Source organism: Micromonospora sp. NPDC049139, from assembly GCF_055586845.1.
The window spans coordinates 120,914-137,726 of record NZ_JBVJHK010000010.1 but is presented as its reverse complement, the minus strand read 5'-3'; the positions used below and the strand labels follow the sequence as shown (position 1 = coordinate 137,726).

Below are 16,813 nucleotides of genomic sequence, written 5' to 3'. Positions count from 1 at the left end.
GTCGGGGCGGTAGGGCCACGGCCGCACGGGCGTCCACACGTCGGTGCGGCACATGGCCGGTCGTCGCGGGCTATCCGGCCCGGCCGAGGAGACGTCGTCGTCGCCAGGTGGCGACGTCCCCAAGGTGCGTACACCAGGCGGCCCATCCGGGACACAACCTCCGGGTGGCCCGTGAGTGTCCAGGAGGACAACGCCGTATGGCCAAGATGATCGCGTTCGACGAAGAGGCGCGCCGGGGCCTCGAGCGGGGCATGAACCAGCTCGCCGACGCCGTGAAGGTGACCCTCGGCCCCAAGGGCCGCAACGTCGTGCTCGAGAAGAAGTGGGGTGCCCCCACCATCACCAACGATGGTGTGAGCATCGCCAAGGAGATCGAGCTCGAGGACCCCTACGAGAAGATCGGCGCCGAGCTGGTCAAGGAGGTCGCCAAGAAGACCGACGACGTTGCCGGTGACGGCACGACGACGGCGACCGTCCTGGCCCAGGCCCTCGTCCGCGAGGGTCTGCGCAACGTGGCAGCCGGTGCCAACCCGATGGCCCTGAAGCGGGGCATCGAGGCCGCCGTGGCCAGCGTCTCGGAGGAGCTGTCCAAGCTCGCCAAGGACGTCGAGACCAAGGAGCAGATCGCCTCCACCGCCTCCATCTCCGCCGGTGACAGCACCGTCGGCGAGATCATCGCCGAGGCGATGGACAAGGTCGGCAAGGAAGGCGTCATCACCGTCGAGGAGAGCAACACCTTCGGCCTGGAGCTGGAGCTCACCGAGGGTATGCGCTTCGACAAGGGCTACATCTCGGCCTACTTCATGACCGACCCGGAGCGCATGGAGGCCGTCTTCGACGACCCCTACCTCCTGATCGTCAACAGCAAGATCTCGTCGGTCAAGGACCTGCTCCCGATCCTCGAGAAGGTCATGCAGTCGGGCAAGCCGCTGCTGATCATCGCCGAGGACATCGAGGGCGAGGCCCTGGCCACCCTGGTCGTCAACAAGGTCCGGGGCACCTTCAAGTCGGTCGCCGTCAAGGCGCCGGGCTTCGGTGACCGCCGCAAGGCCATGCTGGCCGACATCGCCATCCTCACCGGTGGCCAGGTCATCAGCGAGGAGGTCGGCCTCAAGCTGGACGCCGTCGGCCTCGACATGCTGGGCCGCGCCCGCAAGGTCGTGGTGACCAAGGACGAGACCACCATCGTCGACGGTGCCGGCGACGCCGAGCAGATCCAGGGCCGGGTCAACCAGATCCGGGCCGAGATCGACAAGAGCGACTCCGACTACGACCGCGAGAAGCTGCAGGAGCGGCTGGCCAAGCTGGCCGGCGGCGTCGCGGTGATCAAGGTCGGCGCGGCCACCGAGGTCGAGCTGAAGGAGCGCAAGCACCGCATCGAGGACGCCGTCCGCAACGCGAAGGCCGCCGTCGAGGAGGGCATCGTCCCGGGTGGTGGCGTCGCGCTGGTGCAGGCCGGCAAGACCGCCTTCGACAAGCTGGACCTGACCGGCGACGAGGCGACCGGCGCGCAGATCGTCAAGATCGCGCTGGACGCCCCGCTGCGGCAGATCGCCGTCAACGCCGGCCTCGAGGGCGGCGTGGTCGTCGAGCACGTCCGCAACATCGAGCCGGGTCACGGCCTCAACGCCGCCAACGGCGAGTACGTCGACCTGCTGGCCGCGGGCATCATCGACCCGGCCAAGGTGACCCGTTCGGCGCTGCAGAACGCCTCGTCGATCGCGGCGCTCTTCCTCACCACCGAGGCCGTCGTGGCGGACAAGCCGGAGAAGGCCCCGGCCGCCCCGGCTGGTCCGGGCGGCGGGGACATGGACTTCTGAGTCCAGCTCCACGTACGCCGGAAGGGGCGGGCCGCGTCAGCGGTCCGCCCCTTCCGCCGTCAGGTCGGCAGTGGTCGTTGGTTGCGTCTCTTCTGCGCCCGGCCGTACGGCTGCGGGATCTGGACCGGCTCGTCGACCAGCGCCACCGGCTCGTCGGTCGGCTCGTCGGCGCCGCTCATCTCCGCCTGCTGCTCGGCGTCGCCGTAGTCGAGCCGGTCGAACGGCAACGGGCCGGGGCGTTCGTCGTCCGTGGTCATGGCTGCCTCCTCTACCGAAACGGTAGGGGGCGTCGATCAAAGATGGGGGCGAATGGGGTTATCGGCGTCTATATCCCCTTCGCCCTCCTCCGTCACTCTCCGAGCGTCCTGCGGTACAGGAAGAAGACCCGCTCGATCCGGGCGCCCGCGCTGCCCGAGTAGAACGGCACCGGCCCCACCCAGCCGATCTGCGCCGCCGTCACGCCCGCCGCCCGCTGGTCGCGCAGACAGCGGCGCAGCAGCACCCCGCCGATCCCCGAGCCCTCCGCCGCCGGGGCGGTGCCCATCGGCCCGAACCAGCTCGGCCGGGACGACCCGTACGCCGCGAAGCCGAGCACCTCGCCGTCGCGCTCGGCCAGGTGGCAGCCCGCCCCTTCCCGGCCCACCGAGCCGGCCAGCTCCGCGTCCCAGGCGCCGCCGAACGTGGCGCGGGCGAACTCCGCCAGCGCCGGCAGGTCGGCCGGCTCGGCGCGGCGGACCGAGACGCCCCGGCCGGCCAGCCGTGCCTCCGCCGCCTCCGTGGAGCGCAACGCGGGGGAGTCGTCGTACGACAGGTCGGCGGTCATGTTCCACGCCGTCCGGTCCTGCCGGTAGCCGAGCGCCAGCGCGGCGCAGACCGCCGGGGTGTAGCGCACGTCGATCCCGGGCCAGGCGTAGTACGGCGGGTTCCCCGCCAGCAGCACCTCGGCCGCGCCGAGACCGGCCAGGGTCCGCTCGGCGGACGACAGTAGCGCCCGCCCCACGCCCCGGCGCCGGTGGTCGGGGTGCACCACCACGAGGTCCACGTGCCCGAGCCCGGCGTCCCGCCCCGACAGGGAGCAGACCAGCGCCCCGACCAGCTCCGCCCCCCGGTACGCGCCCAGCGCGACGACCGGCCGGTCGGCGGCCGCCCGGGCCCAGAGCGCGGCCACGAGGGCCGGCGCCTCGGCGGCGTCCTCGGGCAGGTCCAGCGCCCGGCGGCACAGCTCCACCACGGCGGGCGCCCGGTCGGCGGTCAGCTCGACGATCTCCGCATCCATGGTCGCCGACCCTAGAGCACGGGGTGCGGGGGAGGGCAGGGGCCGCTCACCCGCGGGCCGCCCGCACCGCCGCGTACGCGTCGACCAGGCCGGCGCCGGTGATGTTCGCGTCGCCGCCGCAGGTCTCCGTCCGGGAGGCGTACGTCGCGTCGGCCGGGGTCGCCGTGTCCCGCAGGATCTGCCGGGTGCGCGGCAGGTCGCCCACCAGCGCCGGGTTGGCCGACCACATCAGCGCCACGACGCCGGCCACCTGCGGGGTCGCCATCGAGGTGCCGCTCAGGGCGGCGTACCCGCCGCCGGGCATCGCCGACAGCACCTCGTCGCCGGGGGCGACCAGGTCCGGCTTCGCCGCCCCCGCCACCGGTCCACGGGACGAGAAGTCGGTGACCCGGCGCCGCTGGTCCACCGCGCCGACGGTCAGCACGTCCGCGTACGGCGCGGGCGGGTCGTCGATCGAGCCGCAGTACGGGCCGGTGTTGCCGGCGGCGGCAACGACCAGGATGCCGGCGGCCTCCAGGGCGGCGGTGGCCGGCCGGAGCGCCCGCGGGTCGCAGCCCTCGATCGGCGGGCAGCCCCACGAGTTGGTGAGGATCTCCGGGGCGCGCGCCGGGCGCCCGTCCGTGAACGGGTTCCCGCCGGGCGGGAAGGGCGCCAGCATGAACTGGAGGCAGCCCAGGTAGTACCCCGGGTTGCCCAGGTTCCGGTCCAGGTTGACGCAGCCCACCCACTGCGCGCCCGGGGCCACCCCGATCCCCCCTCGGCCCACCGCGCTGCCCACGGTGTGCGTGCCGTGCCCGCCCTGGTCCGTCGGGGAGCGGGTGCCGTCCCACGGGTCGTACCAGGAGTCGTCGCCGCCCCGGAAGCCGGCGGCCAGCGCCGGGTGCCCGCCGTCCACCCCGGAGTCGGAGCTGCCCACCACGATCCCGGAGCCGTCCACCCCGAGCTGCGACCAGACGCGGTCCGCGCCGATCATCCGGACGTTCCACTCCGGGCCGGCCGGCGCGGGCGCGGTGCCCCGACTGCGGCCGGCCGGCGCGGGCAGCGGCCGCACCCGCTGGCTGACCAGCACCCGGGCCACCTCCGGCCGGCGGGACAGCCAGGCCCGCACCGCCGGCCCGCCGTCCACCTCGACCGCGTTGACGAGGTAGTAGGGGGTGTGGTCCAGCCGCAGCCGGCGCAGGTCCCGGCGCAGGTCGGCCTGGGTCCGCTCGGCGGTGTCGACCAGCCGCCGGTAGACCTCGCCGGCCCGCGCGTCCCGGCCGGCCCGCCCGGCCGTCGCCGGCACCCCGTCCAGGTCGGCCTGCTCGCGCAGCACCACGAACAGCCGCTCGCCGTGCAGGCCGGGCTGACCCGCGCCGACGGCCACCGCGCCGACAGCGACCAGCAGGGCCGCGGCGGTCACCCCGGCCACCCGCCGGCTCGGCCGCCGGCTGCGGGGCCGGGCCAGCAGCACGCCGTACGCCACGGCGAGCACGGCCGCGACGGCGAGCCCGGCGCCGGCGGCGGCCGCCACCCAGAACGGCACGTCGCGGGTGTTGGCCAGGACGAGGGTGATCTCCTCGGGATCGGTGCAGGCCAGCGGGCCGAACACGGCGAGCCCGACCAGCCAGCGGGTGGCGGCGCGGACCCCGGCCCGCCCGCCCGGCTCACTTCCGGCGGTGCCCGGCGGGTCGGCCGGGGCGGTGCCCGGCGGGGCGGCCGGGGCGGTGCCCGGCGGGGCGGCCGGGGCGGTGCCCGGCGGGTCGGCCGGGGCGGTGCCCGACGGGTCGGCCGGCGCCGTGTCCGGCGGCGCGGCCGGGGTGGCGGCGGCCGGGCGGCGGGCCGCCGCGTGCAGGGCGGCCAGCGCGAAGCCGGCCGGCGGCAGGGTCAGCAGCGGGGGCAGTTGCGCCCCGGACTGCCCGACCCCGGCGGCGAGGACGAGCAGCGCGACCCCGGCGACCAGCCCGCCGACCAGCACCAGCCGGGCCGGCCGGGGCGGCTCGCCGACGGCGAAGCGGGACCAGAAGGCGTCGTCCAGCAGCGCCCCGGCCAGCACGCCCAGGGCGGCGGCGGCGAGCCCGGCGAGCACCGTCTCCAGCAGCCCGCCGAGCGCCCCCAGCCAGACCCACGGCAGCAGCAACGCCAGCCCGCCGGCCACCCCGAGCAGGGTGGCGGTCGGGGCGGAGGGCCGGTGCGGCGCGGCGGCGCGGCGGGCGAGCGCCCGCAGGACGAGGGCGGCCAGGGCGGCTGTGGCGGCCAGCGCCGCGAGGTACGCCTCGTGGTGCACCGGCGGGAGCGCCCGGAGCAGCCCCAGCGCGCCGAGCACGAGCGCCGCGGCCAGCCAGGCCCGGCCGGTGGCGCGGACCGCCGGCGAGCGGGGCAGCAGGGCGAGCGAAAGCGCGGGCGCGCCGACCAGCAGCACGGTGAACAGCACGGTCGCCGGCCAGAGCCACACCACGCGGTGCAGCCCGGAGGCCAGCACGATCTGGTCGGCCAGCCACCCGCCGAGCTGGCTGACCACCACGAACCCGACCGTCCAGCAACCGGCGACCACCGCCGCCACCACGGGCCACGGGCTCGACCGGGCCGGCGCGGCCGTCGGGAGCGGGGCGGGCTGACCAGCGGGGAACGGGGGGCCGATCTCCATTCCTCAGACAGTACGGCGCGGACGGTGTGTGCCGCCGGTGTGGCCGTGACGGTTACCGTGGACGGGTGCGCGACCCCAACGTGTCCCGAACCGAGGCCAGCCAGCTCTCCCCGGAGCGCCGGGCCGCCGACCTGCGCCGCCTGCGGGCCGAACGCTTCGACGTGCTGGTCATCGGCGGTGGGGTGACCGGGGCGGGCGCCGCCCTGGACGCGGCCTCGCGGGGGCTGAAGGTGGCCCTGGTGGAGGCGCGCGACTACGCCGCCGGCACCTCCAGCCGCTCCAGCAAGCTGATCCACGGCGGCCTGCGCTACCTGGAGCAGCTGGAGTTCCACCTGGTGCACGAGGCGCTCACCGAGCGCGGCCTGCTCGCCACCCGGCTCGCCCCGCACCTGGTGCGGCCGGTGCCCATCCTGGTCCCGCTGCCCGGCGGGCGCGGCGCGCGCGACCTGCCCGGCCGGCTGTTCCGCCGCTCCTACTACGGCGCCGGAGTGGCGGCGTACGACGCCTTCGCCGGGATCTTCGGCGGCGGCCGGGGCATGCCGCTGCACCGCCACCTGACCCGCGAGGGCGCCCGCCGGGTCTTCCCCAGCCTGCGGGCCGACGCGCTGGCCGGCGCGATCCGCTACTACGACGGGCAGGTCGACGACGCCCGGCTGGTGGTGACCCTGGCCCGCACCGCGGCCAGCCTCGGCGCGACCGTGGTGCCCAGCGCCCGGGCGGTCGGGCTGATCCGGCAGGCCCGCGAGGTCACCGGCGTCCGGGTCCGCGACCTGGAGGCGCCGGCCGGCTCCCCGGACGCCGAGTTCGAGGTGCGCGCCCGCACCGTCATCGCCGCCACCGGCGTGTGGAGCGACGACATGTCCCGGATGCTGAACGACGTCGGGCTGCGCCCCGGCATCCGCGTCCGGGCCTCCAAGGGCGTGCACCTGGTGGTGCCCCGTTCGGCGATCACCGGCGAGGCAGGGCTGATCCTGCGTACGGCGACCAGCGTGCTCTTCGTCATCCCGTGGGGCGGGCACTGGATCATCGGCACCACCGACACCGACTGGCGGCTCGACCGGTCCCACCCGGCCGCCTCCGCCCGGGACATCGAATACCTGCTGGAGCAGGTCAACACCGTGCTGGACCGGCCGCTCACCACGGCCGACATCGAGGGCGTCTACGCCGGGCTGCGGCCGCTGCTGGCCGGCGAGGCCGACTCCACCTCGAAACTGTCCCGCGAGCACGCCGTCTTCGAGCCGATGCTCGGGCTGCTGCTGGTCGCCGGCGGCAAGTACACGACGTACCGGGTGATGGCCTCGGACGTGGTCGACCGGGCCGCCCACCGGCTCGGCGCCGTACGCCCCTCGCGTACCGCCGACCTGCCGCTGCTGGGTGCGGACGGCTACCCGGCGATGTGGCGGGGTCGGGCGGACCTGGCCCGCCGGCACGGGATGCCGGTCGGGGTGGTCGAGCACCTGCTGGAGCGCTACGGCACCCTCACCCTGGAGCTGCTCGCGCTGGTCGACGCCGACCCGCTGCTCGCCTCCCCGCTGGCCGGTGCCCCGGAATACCTCGCGGCCGAGGTGACGTACGCGGCCCGGGCGGAGGGGGCGCTGCACCTGGAGGACGTGCTCACCCGGCGGACCCGGATCTCCATCGAGACCGCGCACCGCGGCCTGGAGTCGGCCGGGCACGCCGCCGAGCTGATGGGCGCGGTGCTCGGTTGGGACGAGGCCACCCGGGCCCGTGAGGTGGAGCACTACCGGGCCAGGGTGGAGGCGGAACGCCAGTCCCAGCTGATGCCCGACGACGCCACGGCGGACGCCGCCCGGCTCGGCGCGCCCGACGTCCGGGGCTTCGCGGCCGACCGCGGCTCGGACGACGATCCCGTCGAACTACCGTCGTCGTCCCGCTGACCGTTCCCCCACCCCAACCTTCGACGGCCGACCGCGGTGTCCCGCCGCCCCGCGCGGCGCCCCGCCACGCCTGGCGGCTACCGCCGCGCGTCGGCCCCGGCAGGGGCCTGTCAGAGGGTGAGTCAGACCGGCGGGGTGACCCGCTCCCACATCTTCACCGTCAGAGGACCTTGCCGGGGTTGAGCAGGCCGGTCGGGTCGAGCGCGGCCTTGATCGCCTGGTGCACGGCGACGCCCACCGGGCCGATCTCGCGGGCCAGCCAGTCCCGCTTGAGCAGGCCCACGCCGTGCTCGCCGGTGCAGGTGCCGCCCAGCTCCAGGCCGAGTCGCATGATCTCGTCGAAGGCGCGCCGGCCGCGCTCCAGGCTCGCCGGGTCGGCCCGGTCCACCACGATGTTCGGGTGCATGTTGCCGTCGCCGGCGTGACCGACGACGCCGATCGGCACGTCGCACTCCGCCGCGATCCGGGCCACCCCGTCCAGCAGCGCCGCCAGCGCGCCCCGGGGCACCGCCACGTCGTCGATGACCAGGCCGCCGTTGCCACCCGGGTAGGCGTCCGCGGCGAACTTCTCCATGGCCGGGTGCGCGAGCCGGCGGGCCTGCAACAGGGCGGCCGCCTCCACGGCGTCGGTGGCCGCGTACACCTCGTCGGCGCCGGCTGCCTCGCAGACCGCGGCCAGCCCGGCCAGGTCGTCGGCCGCCCGGGCGCCGGTGTCGGCGGCGGCCAGCAGCAGCGCCTGCGCGTCCGTCCGCAGGCCCATCGGCCGGTACGCCTCGATCGCCCGCAGGTGGGTCTGGTCCAGCAATTCCAGCAGGCTGGGGGAGAGGCCCCGGGCGGCGATCTCGGCGACGGCCGCGCCGGCCGCGGCGGTGGACGGGAAGACCGCCACCATGGTCAGCGACTCCGCCGGGGCGGGACGCAGCGCGACGGTCACCTCGGTGATCACGCCCAGGGTGCCCTCGGAGCCGACGAAGAGCCGGGTGAGGTCGTACCCAGCGACGCCCTTGGCCGTGCGCCGGCCGGTGCGCAGCACTTCGCCGGAGGCGAGCACCACCTCCAGGCCGAGGACGTACTCGGTGGTGACGCCGTACTTGACGCAGCACATGCCGCCCGCGTTGGTGGCGACGTTGCCGCCGATGGTGGAGGACTCCCACGAGCCGGGGTCGGGCGGGTACCACAGCCCCTGCTTCGCCACCGCGGCGGCGAGCGTCGCGTTCACCACGCCGGGCTGCACCACGGCGATCCGGCTCACCGGGTCGATCTCCAGGATGGCGTCCATCGCGACCGTACTGAGCACCACCGCGCCGTCGACCGCGTTGGCCGCGCCGGCCAGCCCGGTCCGCGCCCCCTGCGGGACCACCGGCACGCCGTGCCGGGCGGCCGCCCGCAGCACGGCGGAGACCTGGGCGGTGTTGCGGGGACGGACGACCACCAGGGGCGTGCCGGCGGCGCAGAGATCCGCCTCGTCCCGTTCGTGCATCCGGAGCAGGTCCGGGTCGGTCAGCACGGCGTCGTCGCCGAGCGCCGCCCGGAGGTCGTCGAGGAGAGGGGGTCCGGCCATGCCGCCGAGGCTACGGTCGGCCGCACGCGACCGACAACCGGCCCTCGCACCGGGTAGTTTGGCCGGCATGCTCTACCTGGACCGGCCCGCCTGGCCGTGGCGGGGGCGGCTCTGGTCCCACCTGATCAGCGACGTCTCCCACGCGGAGGTGCACGCCTTCGCCGAGGCGCTGGGGGTGCCCCGCCGGGGTTTCGACCGGGACCACTACGACATTCCCGCCGAGCGGTTCGCCGCGGCGGTCTGGCTGGGTGCCCGGGTGGTGCCGAGCCGGGAGCTCGTGCGCCTGCTCCGGCAGGCCGGCCTGCGCCGACCGAAGCACCTGACCCGCCCCCGCACCCCCGCCGCCCACCCCTCCGCCGATCTTGCAGTTCCGGCCCTGTCTATGCGGTGATTCACGGCTTTCGCCCGGGCCGAAACTGCAAGATCGCGGAGGCCGAGGGTGGGGGCCGGGGGTGGGGGCCGGGAGTCAGTGGAGGGTGGCCAGTTCGCGGGCGAGGTTGGCGCGGGCCCGGGCTTCCCAGCGGGTGGCCAGCGGCGGCAGCCGGAACAGGGCCGGCAGGGCGAGCAGCCCGGCGAGCACCCGGGCGCGGCCGGCCCGGAAGGCCGGGTCGGGCACGTGCGCGTACTCCCGGCGGATCGCGGCGGCGTAGTGGTCGTACGCCCCGGGTGGTGCGGCCAGGACGGCGAGGTCGGCGTCGCAGAGCAGCGCGCCGTCGGCGTCGCCCGGGTCGACGGCGTGCCCGGCGGTGAGCAGGACCAGCCGGCGGACCTCGGCCACGGCGTCGGCCGGCAGCCCCGACCGGGTGAGCAGGGCGTCGGCGAGCGCCGCGCTGTCCCGCTCGTTGGCGTCGCCCTCGGCGCGCGGGTTGTAGACCGCGTCGTGGCACCAGGCCGCGAGGCGCACCAGGTCCGGCCGCGCGGCGGACGACGCGTGCGCGTCGACCACGTCGAGGACGACGGTCAGGTGGGCGACCGTGTGGTGGTGCCGGTGCGGTTCCCGCCAGCGCCCCAGCAGCTCCGCCCCGGCGCGGTCCCGCTGCGCCGGGTCGGTCGCCCCGGCGCCCCGGGCCGCCGCCCGCCACCGGTCGAGAAGGTCGGCCATGCGGCCGAGTCTGCCGCACCGCCGCCGACACGGAGGATTCACCCGCCCCGGTACGGGTAGTCCCCGCCATGGCCGTGGCCCGGGACCGTCGACTCTCGCTGGTGCGGCGCGCCATCCGACGCGACGGCGGAACGGACATCGACGCGGCCCGCATCGCCGACGCGATGGAGAAGCTGCGGCACCGCGGCAGGGCGACCCTGCACGACCGGCTGCACCGGGTGCGGATGGCGTGGGGCCTGGCCGTGCAGGCCGGCCTCGCCGCCGGCCTGTCCTGGTGGGCGGCGCACAATCTGCTGGGCAACCCGGAGCCGGTGTTCGCGCCGATCTCCGCGGTCGGCACCCTCGCCGCCTCGGTCGGTCAGCGGCTCCGCCGCACGGTCGAGCTGATCGTGGGGGTCGCGGTCGGCGTTGCCGTCGGCGACTTCCTCATCTACCTGGTCGGCGCCGGGGCGTGGCAGCTCGGCCTCGTGGTGACCGGGTCGATCGTGCTGACCATCTTCGCCGGCGCCAGCGTCTCCATCGTCATCCAGGCGGCGGCCACGGCCGTGCTGATCGTCACGCTGAGCCCGAAGACCGCGAACCTGGAGATCCCCCGGTTCGTCGACGCGTTCGTCGGCGGCGGGATCGCGTTGCTGGTCACCTCGGTCCTGCTGCCGCTCAATCCGCTCCGGGTGATCAACCGGGCCGCCCGGCCGGCGCTCGACCTGCTCGCCGCCCAGCTCGACGGCGCCGCCGACGCCCTCCGCCAACGGGACCGGGACAAGGCCCAACAAGCCCTGGACCGGCTGCGCAACAACCAGGAGGAGCTGTCCACCTTCACCGAGGCGATCGAGGGGGCGAAGGAGACCGCCGTCCTCTCGCCGGCCCGGTGGCACCGGCGGGACGAACTCACCCACTACGCCGAGGCCGCCGACCCGATCGACCGGGCGATGCGCAACGCCGGCACGCTGATCCGGCGCGCGGTCACCCTGATCGAGGACGAGGAGCCCGTGCCGGAGCCGATGCCGGATGCGGCGGCCCACCTCGCCGAGTCGGTACGCCTGCTCAAGCACGAGTTCGCCGTCGGCGAGGAGCCGGAGAAGGCACGGGAGCGGGCGCTGCGCGCGGTGAGCGAGGCCGGCCGGGCGTACGCCGAGGGGGTGGGCTTCTCCGGCAGCGTGGTGATCGCGCAGGTGCGCACCACGGCCAGCGACCTGCTGGTGGCCTCCGGGATCAGCCAGGAGGAGGCGAACCGCCTGGTCCGGAAGTCCTTCGGCGACCAGGACACCCCGAGCGGCCAGGCCGAGCCGGCCGCCGCCCCGAAGCCGCCCACCGCCCCGCCGGTCGGCTGACCCGCCGCCCCGCGGGTCAGCCGTGCGGCGGCGGTCGTTCAGGCCGCCGCGGCGAGCGCGGCGAGCAGCCGGTCCACGTGTTCCGCCGTGCTGCCCAGGCCGACGCTCGCGCGCAGGGCGGTCGGCGGCAGGTCCCGCCGGCCGCTGCGCGCCGCCGCCTCGGCGAGCAGTCGCCGGGCCAGCGGGTGGGCGCAGAAGAGGCCGTCGCGCACCCCGATGTCGTGGTTGCCGGCCAGCTCCGCCGCCACGTCCGCCGAGTCCCGGCCGGCCACCACGAACGACACGATGCCCACCCGCGGCGCGTCCGGCCCGAAGGTGCGCAGCTCCACCACGTGCGGCAGGGCCGCCAGGCCGCGGCGCAGCCGGGCCAGCAGGGCCTGCTCGGCGTCGTGCAGCGCCGCCCGGTCGGCCCCGGCCAGGGCGCCGCAGACCGCCGCGAGGGCGACCGCGCCGAGCAGGTTCGGCGTGCCCGCCTCGTGCCGGGCCGGTCCGGTCGCCCAGCGTACGTCGTGGGTGGCCGCGCCGACGTGACCGGTGGCGCCCCCGCCGGCCAGGTACGGCGGCGCGGCGTCCAGCCAGTCCGCCCGCCCGACGAGCACGCCCGCGCCGAACGGCGCGTACAGCTTGTGGCCGGAGACCGCGAGGTAGTCGACGTCGAGGGCGGCGATGTCCACCGGCGCGTGCGGGGCGAGCTGCGCGGCGTCCACGGCGATCCGGGCCCCGTGCCGCCGGGCCACCCGGGCCAGCTCCGCCACCGGCCAGCGCTCGCCGGTCACGTTGCTCGCCCCGGTCACCGCGACGAGCACGGGCGGGTGGCGGTCGGCGCCGGGGCCGCCCCCCGCGCCCGGCCTGCGCAGCTCGGTGAGGGCGGCGTCCAGCGCCCGGACCGCCTCGGCCGGCTCCCGCGGCACCGGCAGCCGGACCGATCCGCGCGGCCAGGGCAGCAGGTTCGCGTGGTGCTCCCCGCCGAAGGTCACCACCGTGGTGCCGGCGGGCAGCACCCGGGCCAGTAGGTTCAGCGCGTCCGTGGTGTTGCGGGTGAAGAGCACGTGGTCGCCGGCGCGGGCGCCGAAGAAGTCGCCGACGGTCTGCCGGGCGCGCTCGTAGGCGAGGGTGCAGCGCCGGGACAGCGCCCCCGCGCCGCGATGCACGCTGGCGTACCAGGGGAGCAGCTCGGCCACCGCGTCGGCGGCGGCCCGCGCGCACGGCGCGGTGGCCGCGTAGTCCAGGTTGACCTGGCCCGGCACGCCGAGCACGTCGAGCGGCCCGGCGGTCGCAGCCGGCGGCGCGGTCCGCGTCGGGTGCGGCGCGGGCGGGGGTACGAGGGTGACGGTCATCGGCCGACCTCCGGGTCCGGGGACCCCGGGTGGGCACACCGGGCGGGGTCCGCGCTTGCCCGGCACGCGAATCGGGCCGGGCCCGGTCATCACCCGGGGCACCCCACCGCGAACCTCGACGAGGGTTGCCGGCCAGCAAGCCGGGGCTTGACGCTGGCGCTCGTGACCTGCCAGCAGCATAGCGCGCGGATGCGCCCGGTCCAGCCGGCCGGGGGTGACTACGCTGACCGCATGGCCGACACCCCGCCCGGCGCACCCCTGCCGCCGTCGCCGACCGTGCCCGCCGTCCCGCCGTCGGGCGCGGCCGCTCCCCGGATGCCGCTGCGCCGGCTGGGCTGGCGGCGGGCCCTGGTGCTGGCCGGGGTCGTCCTGCTGATCGCCGCCTGCGCGGTGTTCATGGTCTTCACGCTCGGCGAGAGCCTCGGCGTGCAGGCGCTGCTGATCGGCCTGGTCGCGGCGATCCTCCCGGTTCCGGTGCTGGTGGGCTGTTTCCTCTGGCTCGACCGGTACGAACCGGAACCGCTGAAATACCTGATCTTCTGCTTCGCCTGGGGCGCGTTCGTCTCGACCGCCGCCTCGCTGACCGTCAACGAGTTCTCGTCCGGGCTCTTCGACGACTGGGGGCTGCCGACCGCGCTGACGGCGGTGCTGGTCGCGCCGTTCATCGAGGAGCTCACCAAGGCGCTCGGGCCGATCCTGCTGCTGATCTTCCGCCGCCGGGAGATCTCCGGGATCACCGACGCCCTGGTCTACTGCGGGCTCTCCGCGATCGGGTTCGCCATGGTGGAGAACATCCTCTACCTGGGCGGCTACGGCTACGCCACCGGCGTCGAGCGGTACGGCCCGGCGACCGGCACGCAGCAGGTCATCGCGATCTTCATCGTCCGGATCCTGCTCTTCGGCTTCGCCCACCCGCTGTTCACCTCGATGACCGGGGTCGGGCTGGGCATCGCCGCCCGCACCGCCGACCGGCGCGTCCGGGTGCTCGCCCCGATCGCCGGCCTGCTGCTGGCGATGATGCTGCACGGCCTGTGGAACCTGCTGCCCACGCTCACCCAGGCCACCGGCGAGGCGCTGATCATGCTGTACGGCTTCATCGGCGTGATGGTGCCGATCTTCTTCGGCATGGTCGGGCTGGCCGTGTGGCTGCGGGCCTGGGAGGGGCGGCTCACCGAACGCACCCTGCCGGACTACGTCCGGGCCGGCTGGCTGACCCCGCCGGAGGTGGCGGCGCTGAGCAGCCTGGGGCGACGGCACGCGGCCCGGGTGTGGGCCAAGCGGGTGGCCGGGGACGCCGGCGTGCGGGCCATGCGCGGCTACCAGTTCGCGGCGACCCGGCTGGCGCTGCTGCGCGACGGCGCGCTGCGCGGCCTGGACCGCAGGCCGGCGGACCGGGAACGGACGGCGCGGGAGGAACGGGAGCTGCTGGAGGCGATCGCCGCGTACCGGTCGTTCTTCGTGGGGAGGGATCCGCAGGCGCCGGCCGGGATCTGGGACGGGCACCGCTACCACCTGCGGTTCCCGGACGGCTCGCAGCGGCCGGTCGAGGCGCCGGACGAGCCGGTGGTGCCGATCCCGGTGGTGCTCGCCCCGCCGCCCCCGGCCTTCCCCGCCGGCTACGGGGCCCCCGGCTACGGCCCGCCCGGCTGGCCCGGCGCGCGACCCGCGGGTCCCTGGCCGCCCGGCCACCACTGACTCCGGTCCCTGGCCGCCCGGCCACCACTGCCCCGGTCCCCGGCCGGCGGTCACCGCTGAGGCGGCGCCCCGGGTCGCCCCGTGGTGGTCCGGGTCGTCAGGTCATCAGGCTGGTGAGGAAGTCGCCGAGGCCCTGCGCCATCGCCATCAGCCCCGCCCCGATCGCCTTGAACATCTCCGCCGCGCCCTCCGGCCGGAACGCCATGAAGTAGATCAGGAACGCGACGCTTCCCCAGAGCAGCAGCTTCTTCACGAATACCGGCATCGTCCCTCCCCAGGGCCGGTGGTGCGGCTGGCTTCCCGGCCGGGAGCGCCGCAAACGACACCGGCACCCGCAGCCACGCGCGGCGGGGCGGGCGGGGAGGGCTCAGAGGTAGAGGCCGGTGGAGTCGTTCTCCACGCGCTCGGCGGCCACGGCATGCACGTCGCGCTCGCGCAGCAGCACGTACCCGCGACCGTGCAGCTCGACCTCGGAGCGGTCGTCCGGGTCGAACAGGACCCGGTCGCCCGAGACGATGGCGCGGACGTTCGGCCCCACCCCGACAGCGGTGGCCCAGGCGAGCCGCTTGCCCACGGCGGCGGTCGCCGGGATCACGATGCCGGCGGTGGAGCGGCGCTCACCCTCGCTCCCCTCCATCCGCACCAGCACGCGGTCGTGCAGCAGGCGGATCGGCAGGCCGGAGTCGAGATTCTTGTCGGCGGTCACGCCGGAAACGCTACCGTGTCCCGGTCGGGCGGCCGTGAGCGGTTACGCGCCGGGGGCGGGGGGCACCGGGTGGCGGAACTGCCCTACGGTGGCGTGGTCGGACGTATCCTGTCCGCCCACCGGGGCGGGCACGGCCAGGTTCTGAAGCCAGGAGGTGCGCTTGAGCCGCTTCGAGCGGGTACGCGGACGGCTCCGTCGCGCGTACGAGTCGGGCCGGAAATCGGTGCGCCCCCGTCGTACGGACCCGGTCGAGGCTCCCGAGCCGGCCGGGGTGGCCTCGCCGGCGTCCCCCGGGCCGGTGGCGGCGCCGTCGGCGACCGTGGTCGGGGCGGAGCCGCCCGCGGCGATGCACACCTCCACCTCCAGCCGGGACGACGCCGACGTGCCGCGCGGGCTGCGGATCGCCGCCGCCTGGTCGTGGCGGTTGATCGTGATCGGCATCGTCGCCTGGGCGCTGCTGAAGATCGTCGGCACCATCAAGATCGTGGTGATCCCGCTGGCGGTCGCGCTGCTGCTCTCGGCGCTGCTCGCGCCGGCCGTCGGCTGGTTGCTGCGGGCGCGCTTCCCCCGCTCGCTGGCGACCGCGGTGGTGCTGGTCGGCGGCCTGGCCACGGTGATCGGCACGCTGACCCTGGTGGTGAACGAGTTCATCCAGGGCGTGCCGGAGCTGAGCAAGAAGTCGTCGGAGGGCGTCCGGCAGATCCAGGACTGGCTCAAGACGGGCCCGCTGCACCTCTCCGACGGTCAGCTCGACCGCTACATCGAAGAGGGCCAGAAGTGGGTCAACGACAACACCGAGAAGCTCACCAGCGGCGCCCTCTCCACGGCCACGACGCTGGCCGAGGTGCTGACCGGCACGCTGTTGGTGCTCTTCGCCACCTTCTTCTTCCTGCGTGACGGCAGCCGGATCTGGCGCTTCCTGGTCCGGCTGCTGCCGGTGGCCGCCCGCTGGAAGGTCGACGACGCCGGCCGGGCCTCCTGGTCGACCCTGGTCGCCTACGTACGCGCGACCGTGCTGGTCGCCTTCATCGACGCGGTCGGCATCGGCATCTTCCTGGTCGTCTTCGACATCCCGTTCGCCTTCCCGCTCGCCGCGCTGGTCTTCCTCGGGGCGTTCATCCCGATCGTCGGGGCGACCCTGTCGGGCGTCGTCGCGGTCCTGGTCGCGCTGGTCGACAGCGGCCTGGTGACCGCGTTGATCATTCTCGGCGTGGTGATCGGGGTGCAGCAGGTGGAGGGGCACGTGCTCCAGCCGTTGATCATGGGGCGCGCGGTGGCCATCCACCCGCTCGCGGTGATCATCGGGATCGCGGCCGGCGTGGTGCTCGCCGGGATCACCGGCGCGCTCGTCTCGGTGCCGCTGATCGCCGTGCTGAACACGGCCGTCCGCCGGCTCGCCGCCCGCACCGTCCCGGACACCCCGCCCGACGCCGTCGTCGTCGCCTCCAAGGCCCCCTGACC

14 protein-coding genes and 1 riboswitch are annotated in these 16,813 nt (G+C 75.6%); of the genes, 6 read left to right on the top strand and 8 right to left on the bottom strand.

The window, feature by feature from the left end; all coding sequences use genetic code 11:
* Positions 1–197: 197 nt before the first annotated feature.
* Positions 198–1,820 carry a chaperonin GroEL gene (gene groL / locus ACZ6Q9_RS18870; RefSeq protein WP_350706882.1) on the top strand — a complete coding sequence of 541 codons (1,623 nt, stop codon included), beginning with the start codon at positions 198–200 and terminating at the stop codon, positions 1,818–1,820.
* A gap of 59 nt (positions 1,821–1,879) precedes the next feature.
* Here groL and ACZ6Q9_RS18865 read toward each other — a convergent pair whose 3' ends face one another.
* From ACZ6Q9_RS18865 to ACZ6Q9_RS18855, 3 genes are all read right to left on the bottom strand, one after another.
* On the bottom strand, positions 1,880–2,077 hold the full coding sequence (locus tag ACZ6Q9_RS18865; protein ID WP_393264651.1) for a hypothetical protein: 198 nt from the start codon (positions 2,075–2,077) through the stop codon (positions 1,880–1,882).
* Positions 2,078–2,169: 92 nt separating this feature from the next.
* A complete protein-coding gene (locus tag ACZ6Q9_RS18860) occupies positions 2,170–3,096 on the bottom strand; it encodes a GNAT family N-acetyltransferase (RefSeq protein ID WP_393457222.1) in 927 nt (308 codons plus the stop codon).
* A gap of 46 nt (positions 3,097–3,142) precedes the next feature.
* Positions 3,143–5,722 carry a S8 family serine peptidase gene (locus ACZ6Q9_RS18855; protein WP_396829116.1) on the bottom strand — a complete coding sequence of 860 codons (2,580 nt, stop codon included), beginning with the start codon at positions 5,720–5,722 and terminating at the stop codon, positions 3,143–3,145.
* Between the two features lie 80 nt (positions 5,723–5,802).
* On the opposite strand from ACZ6Q9_RS18855, the gene ACZ6Q9_RS18850 reads away from it, so the two are divergent.
* Positions 5,803–7,620 (top strand): glycerol-3-phosphate dehydrogenase/oxidase, encoded by a 1,818-nt coding sequence (locus ACZ6Q9_RS18850; RefSeq protein WP_393457465.1) that lies wholly within the window; start codon positions 5,803–5,805, stop codon positions 7,618–7,620.
* 160 nt (positions 7,621–7,780) lie between these two features.
* Here the strand turns inward: ACZ6Q9_RS18850 and ACZ6Q9_RS18845 are convergent, their stop codons facing one another.
* Complete coding sequence (locus ACZ6Q9_RS18845) at positions 7,781–9,181, bottom strand: FAD-binding oxidoreductase (protein WP_393264658.1); 1,401 nt, start codon at positions 9,179–9,181, stop codon at positions 7,781–7,783.
* 67 nt (positions 9,182–9,248) lie between these two features.
* On the opposite strand from ACZ6Q9_RS18845, the gene ACZ6Q9_RS18840 reads away from it, so the two are divergent.
* Positions 9,249–9,572 (top strand): DUF4031 domain-containing protein, encoded by a 324-nt coding sequence (locus tag ACZ6Q9_RS18840; RefSeq protein WP_393457231.1) that lies wholly within the window; start codon positions 9,249–9,251, stop codon positions 9,570–9,572.
* A gap of 75 nt (positions 9,573–9,647) precedes the next feature.
* Here the strand turns inward: ACZ6Q9_RS18840 and ACZ6Q9_RS18835 are convergent, their stop codons facing one another.
* Entirely contained in the window at positions 9,648–10,283 is a 636-nt protein-coding gene (locus ACZ6Q9_RS18835; RefSeq protein ID WP_393457234.1) for an HD domain-containing protein, read from the bottom strand.
* 74 nt (positions 10,284–10,357) lie between these two features.
* Between ACZ6Q9_RS18835 and ACZ6Q9_RS18830 the strand changes: the two genes are divergently transcribed.
* Positions 10,358–11,614 (top strand): FUSC family protein, encoded by a 1,257-nt coding sequence (locus tag ACZ6Q9_RS18830; protein WP_393457468.1) that lies wholly within the window; start codon positions 10,358–10,360, stop codon positions 11,612–11,614.
* Positions 11,615–11,652: 38 nt separating this feature from the next.
* Here the strand turns inward: ACZ6Q9_RS18830 and ACZ6Q9_RS18825 are convergent, their stop codons facing one another.
* On the bottom strand, positions 11,653–12,951 hold the full coding sequence (locus ACZ6Q9_RS18825; RefSeq protein ID WP_393457237.1) for an aminotransferase class V-fold PLP-dependent enzyme: 1,299 nt from the start codon (positions 12,949–12,951) through the stop codon (positions 11,653–11,655).
* A 46-nt stretch (positions 12,952–12,997) separates the two neighbouring features.
* A riboswitch (SAM riboswitch) is annotated at positions 12,998–13,119 on the bottom strand.
* A 63-nt stretch (positions 13,120–13,182) separates the two neighbouring features.
* On the opposite strand from ACZ6Q9_RS18825, the gene ACZ6Q9_RS18820 reads away from it, so the two are divergent.
* Positions 13,183–14,646: a PrsW family intramembrane metalloprotease gene (locus tag ACZ6Q9_RS18820; RefSeq protein ID WP_396829115.1), complete on the top strand. Its 1,464-nt coding sequence runs from the start codon at positions 13,183–13,185 to the stop codon at positions 14,644–14,646.
* 97 nt (positions 14,647–14,743) lie between these two features.
* Here the strand turns inward: ACZ6Q9_RS18820 and ACZ6Q9_RS18815 are convergent, their stop codons facing one another.
* Together ACZ6Q9_RS18815 and ACZ6Q9_RS18810 are read right to left on the bottom strand one after the other, a co-directional pair.
* Positions 14,744–14,911 (bottom strand): hypothetical protein, encoded by a 168-nt coding sequence (locus ACZ6Q9_RS18815; protein WP_350706900.1) that lies wholly within the window; start codon positions 14,909–14,911, stop codon positions 14,744–14,746.
* A 102-nt stretch (positions 14,912–15,013) separates the two neighbouring features.
* On the bottom strand, positions 15,014–15,352 hold the full coding sequence (locus ACZ6Q9_RS18810) for a GroES family chaperonin (protein ID WP_350686889.1): 339 nt from the start codon (positions 15,350–15,352) through the stop codon (positions 15,014–15,016).
* A gap of 160 nt (positions 15,353–15,512) precedes the next feature.
* Between ACZ6Q9_RS18810 and ACZ6Q9_RS18805 the strand changes: the two genes are divergently transcribed.
* Complete coding sequence (locus tag ACZ6Q9_RS18805) at positions 15,513–16,811, top strand: AI-2E family transporter (RefSeq protein ID WP_393457243.1); 1,299 nt, start codon at positions 15,513–15,515, stop codon at positions 16,809–16,811.
* The last annotated feature ends 2 nt before the right edge of the window (positions 16,812–16,813 follow it).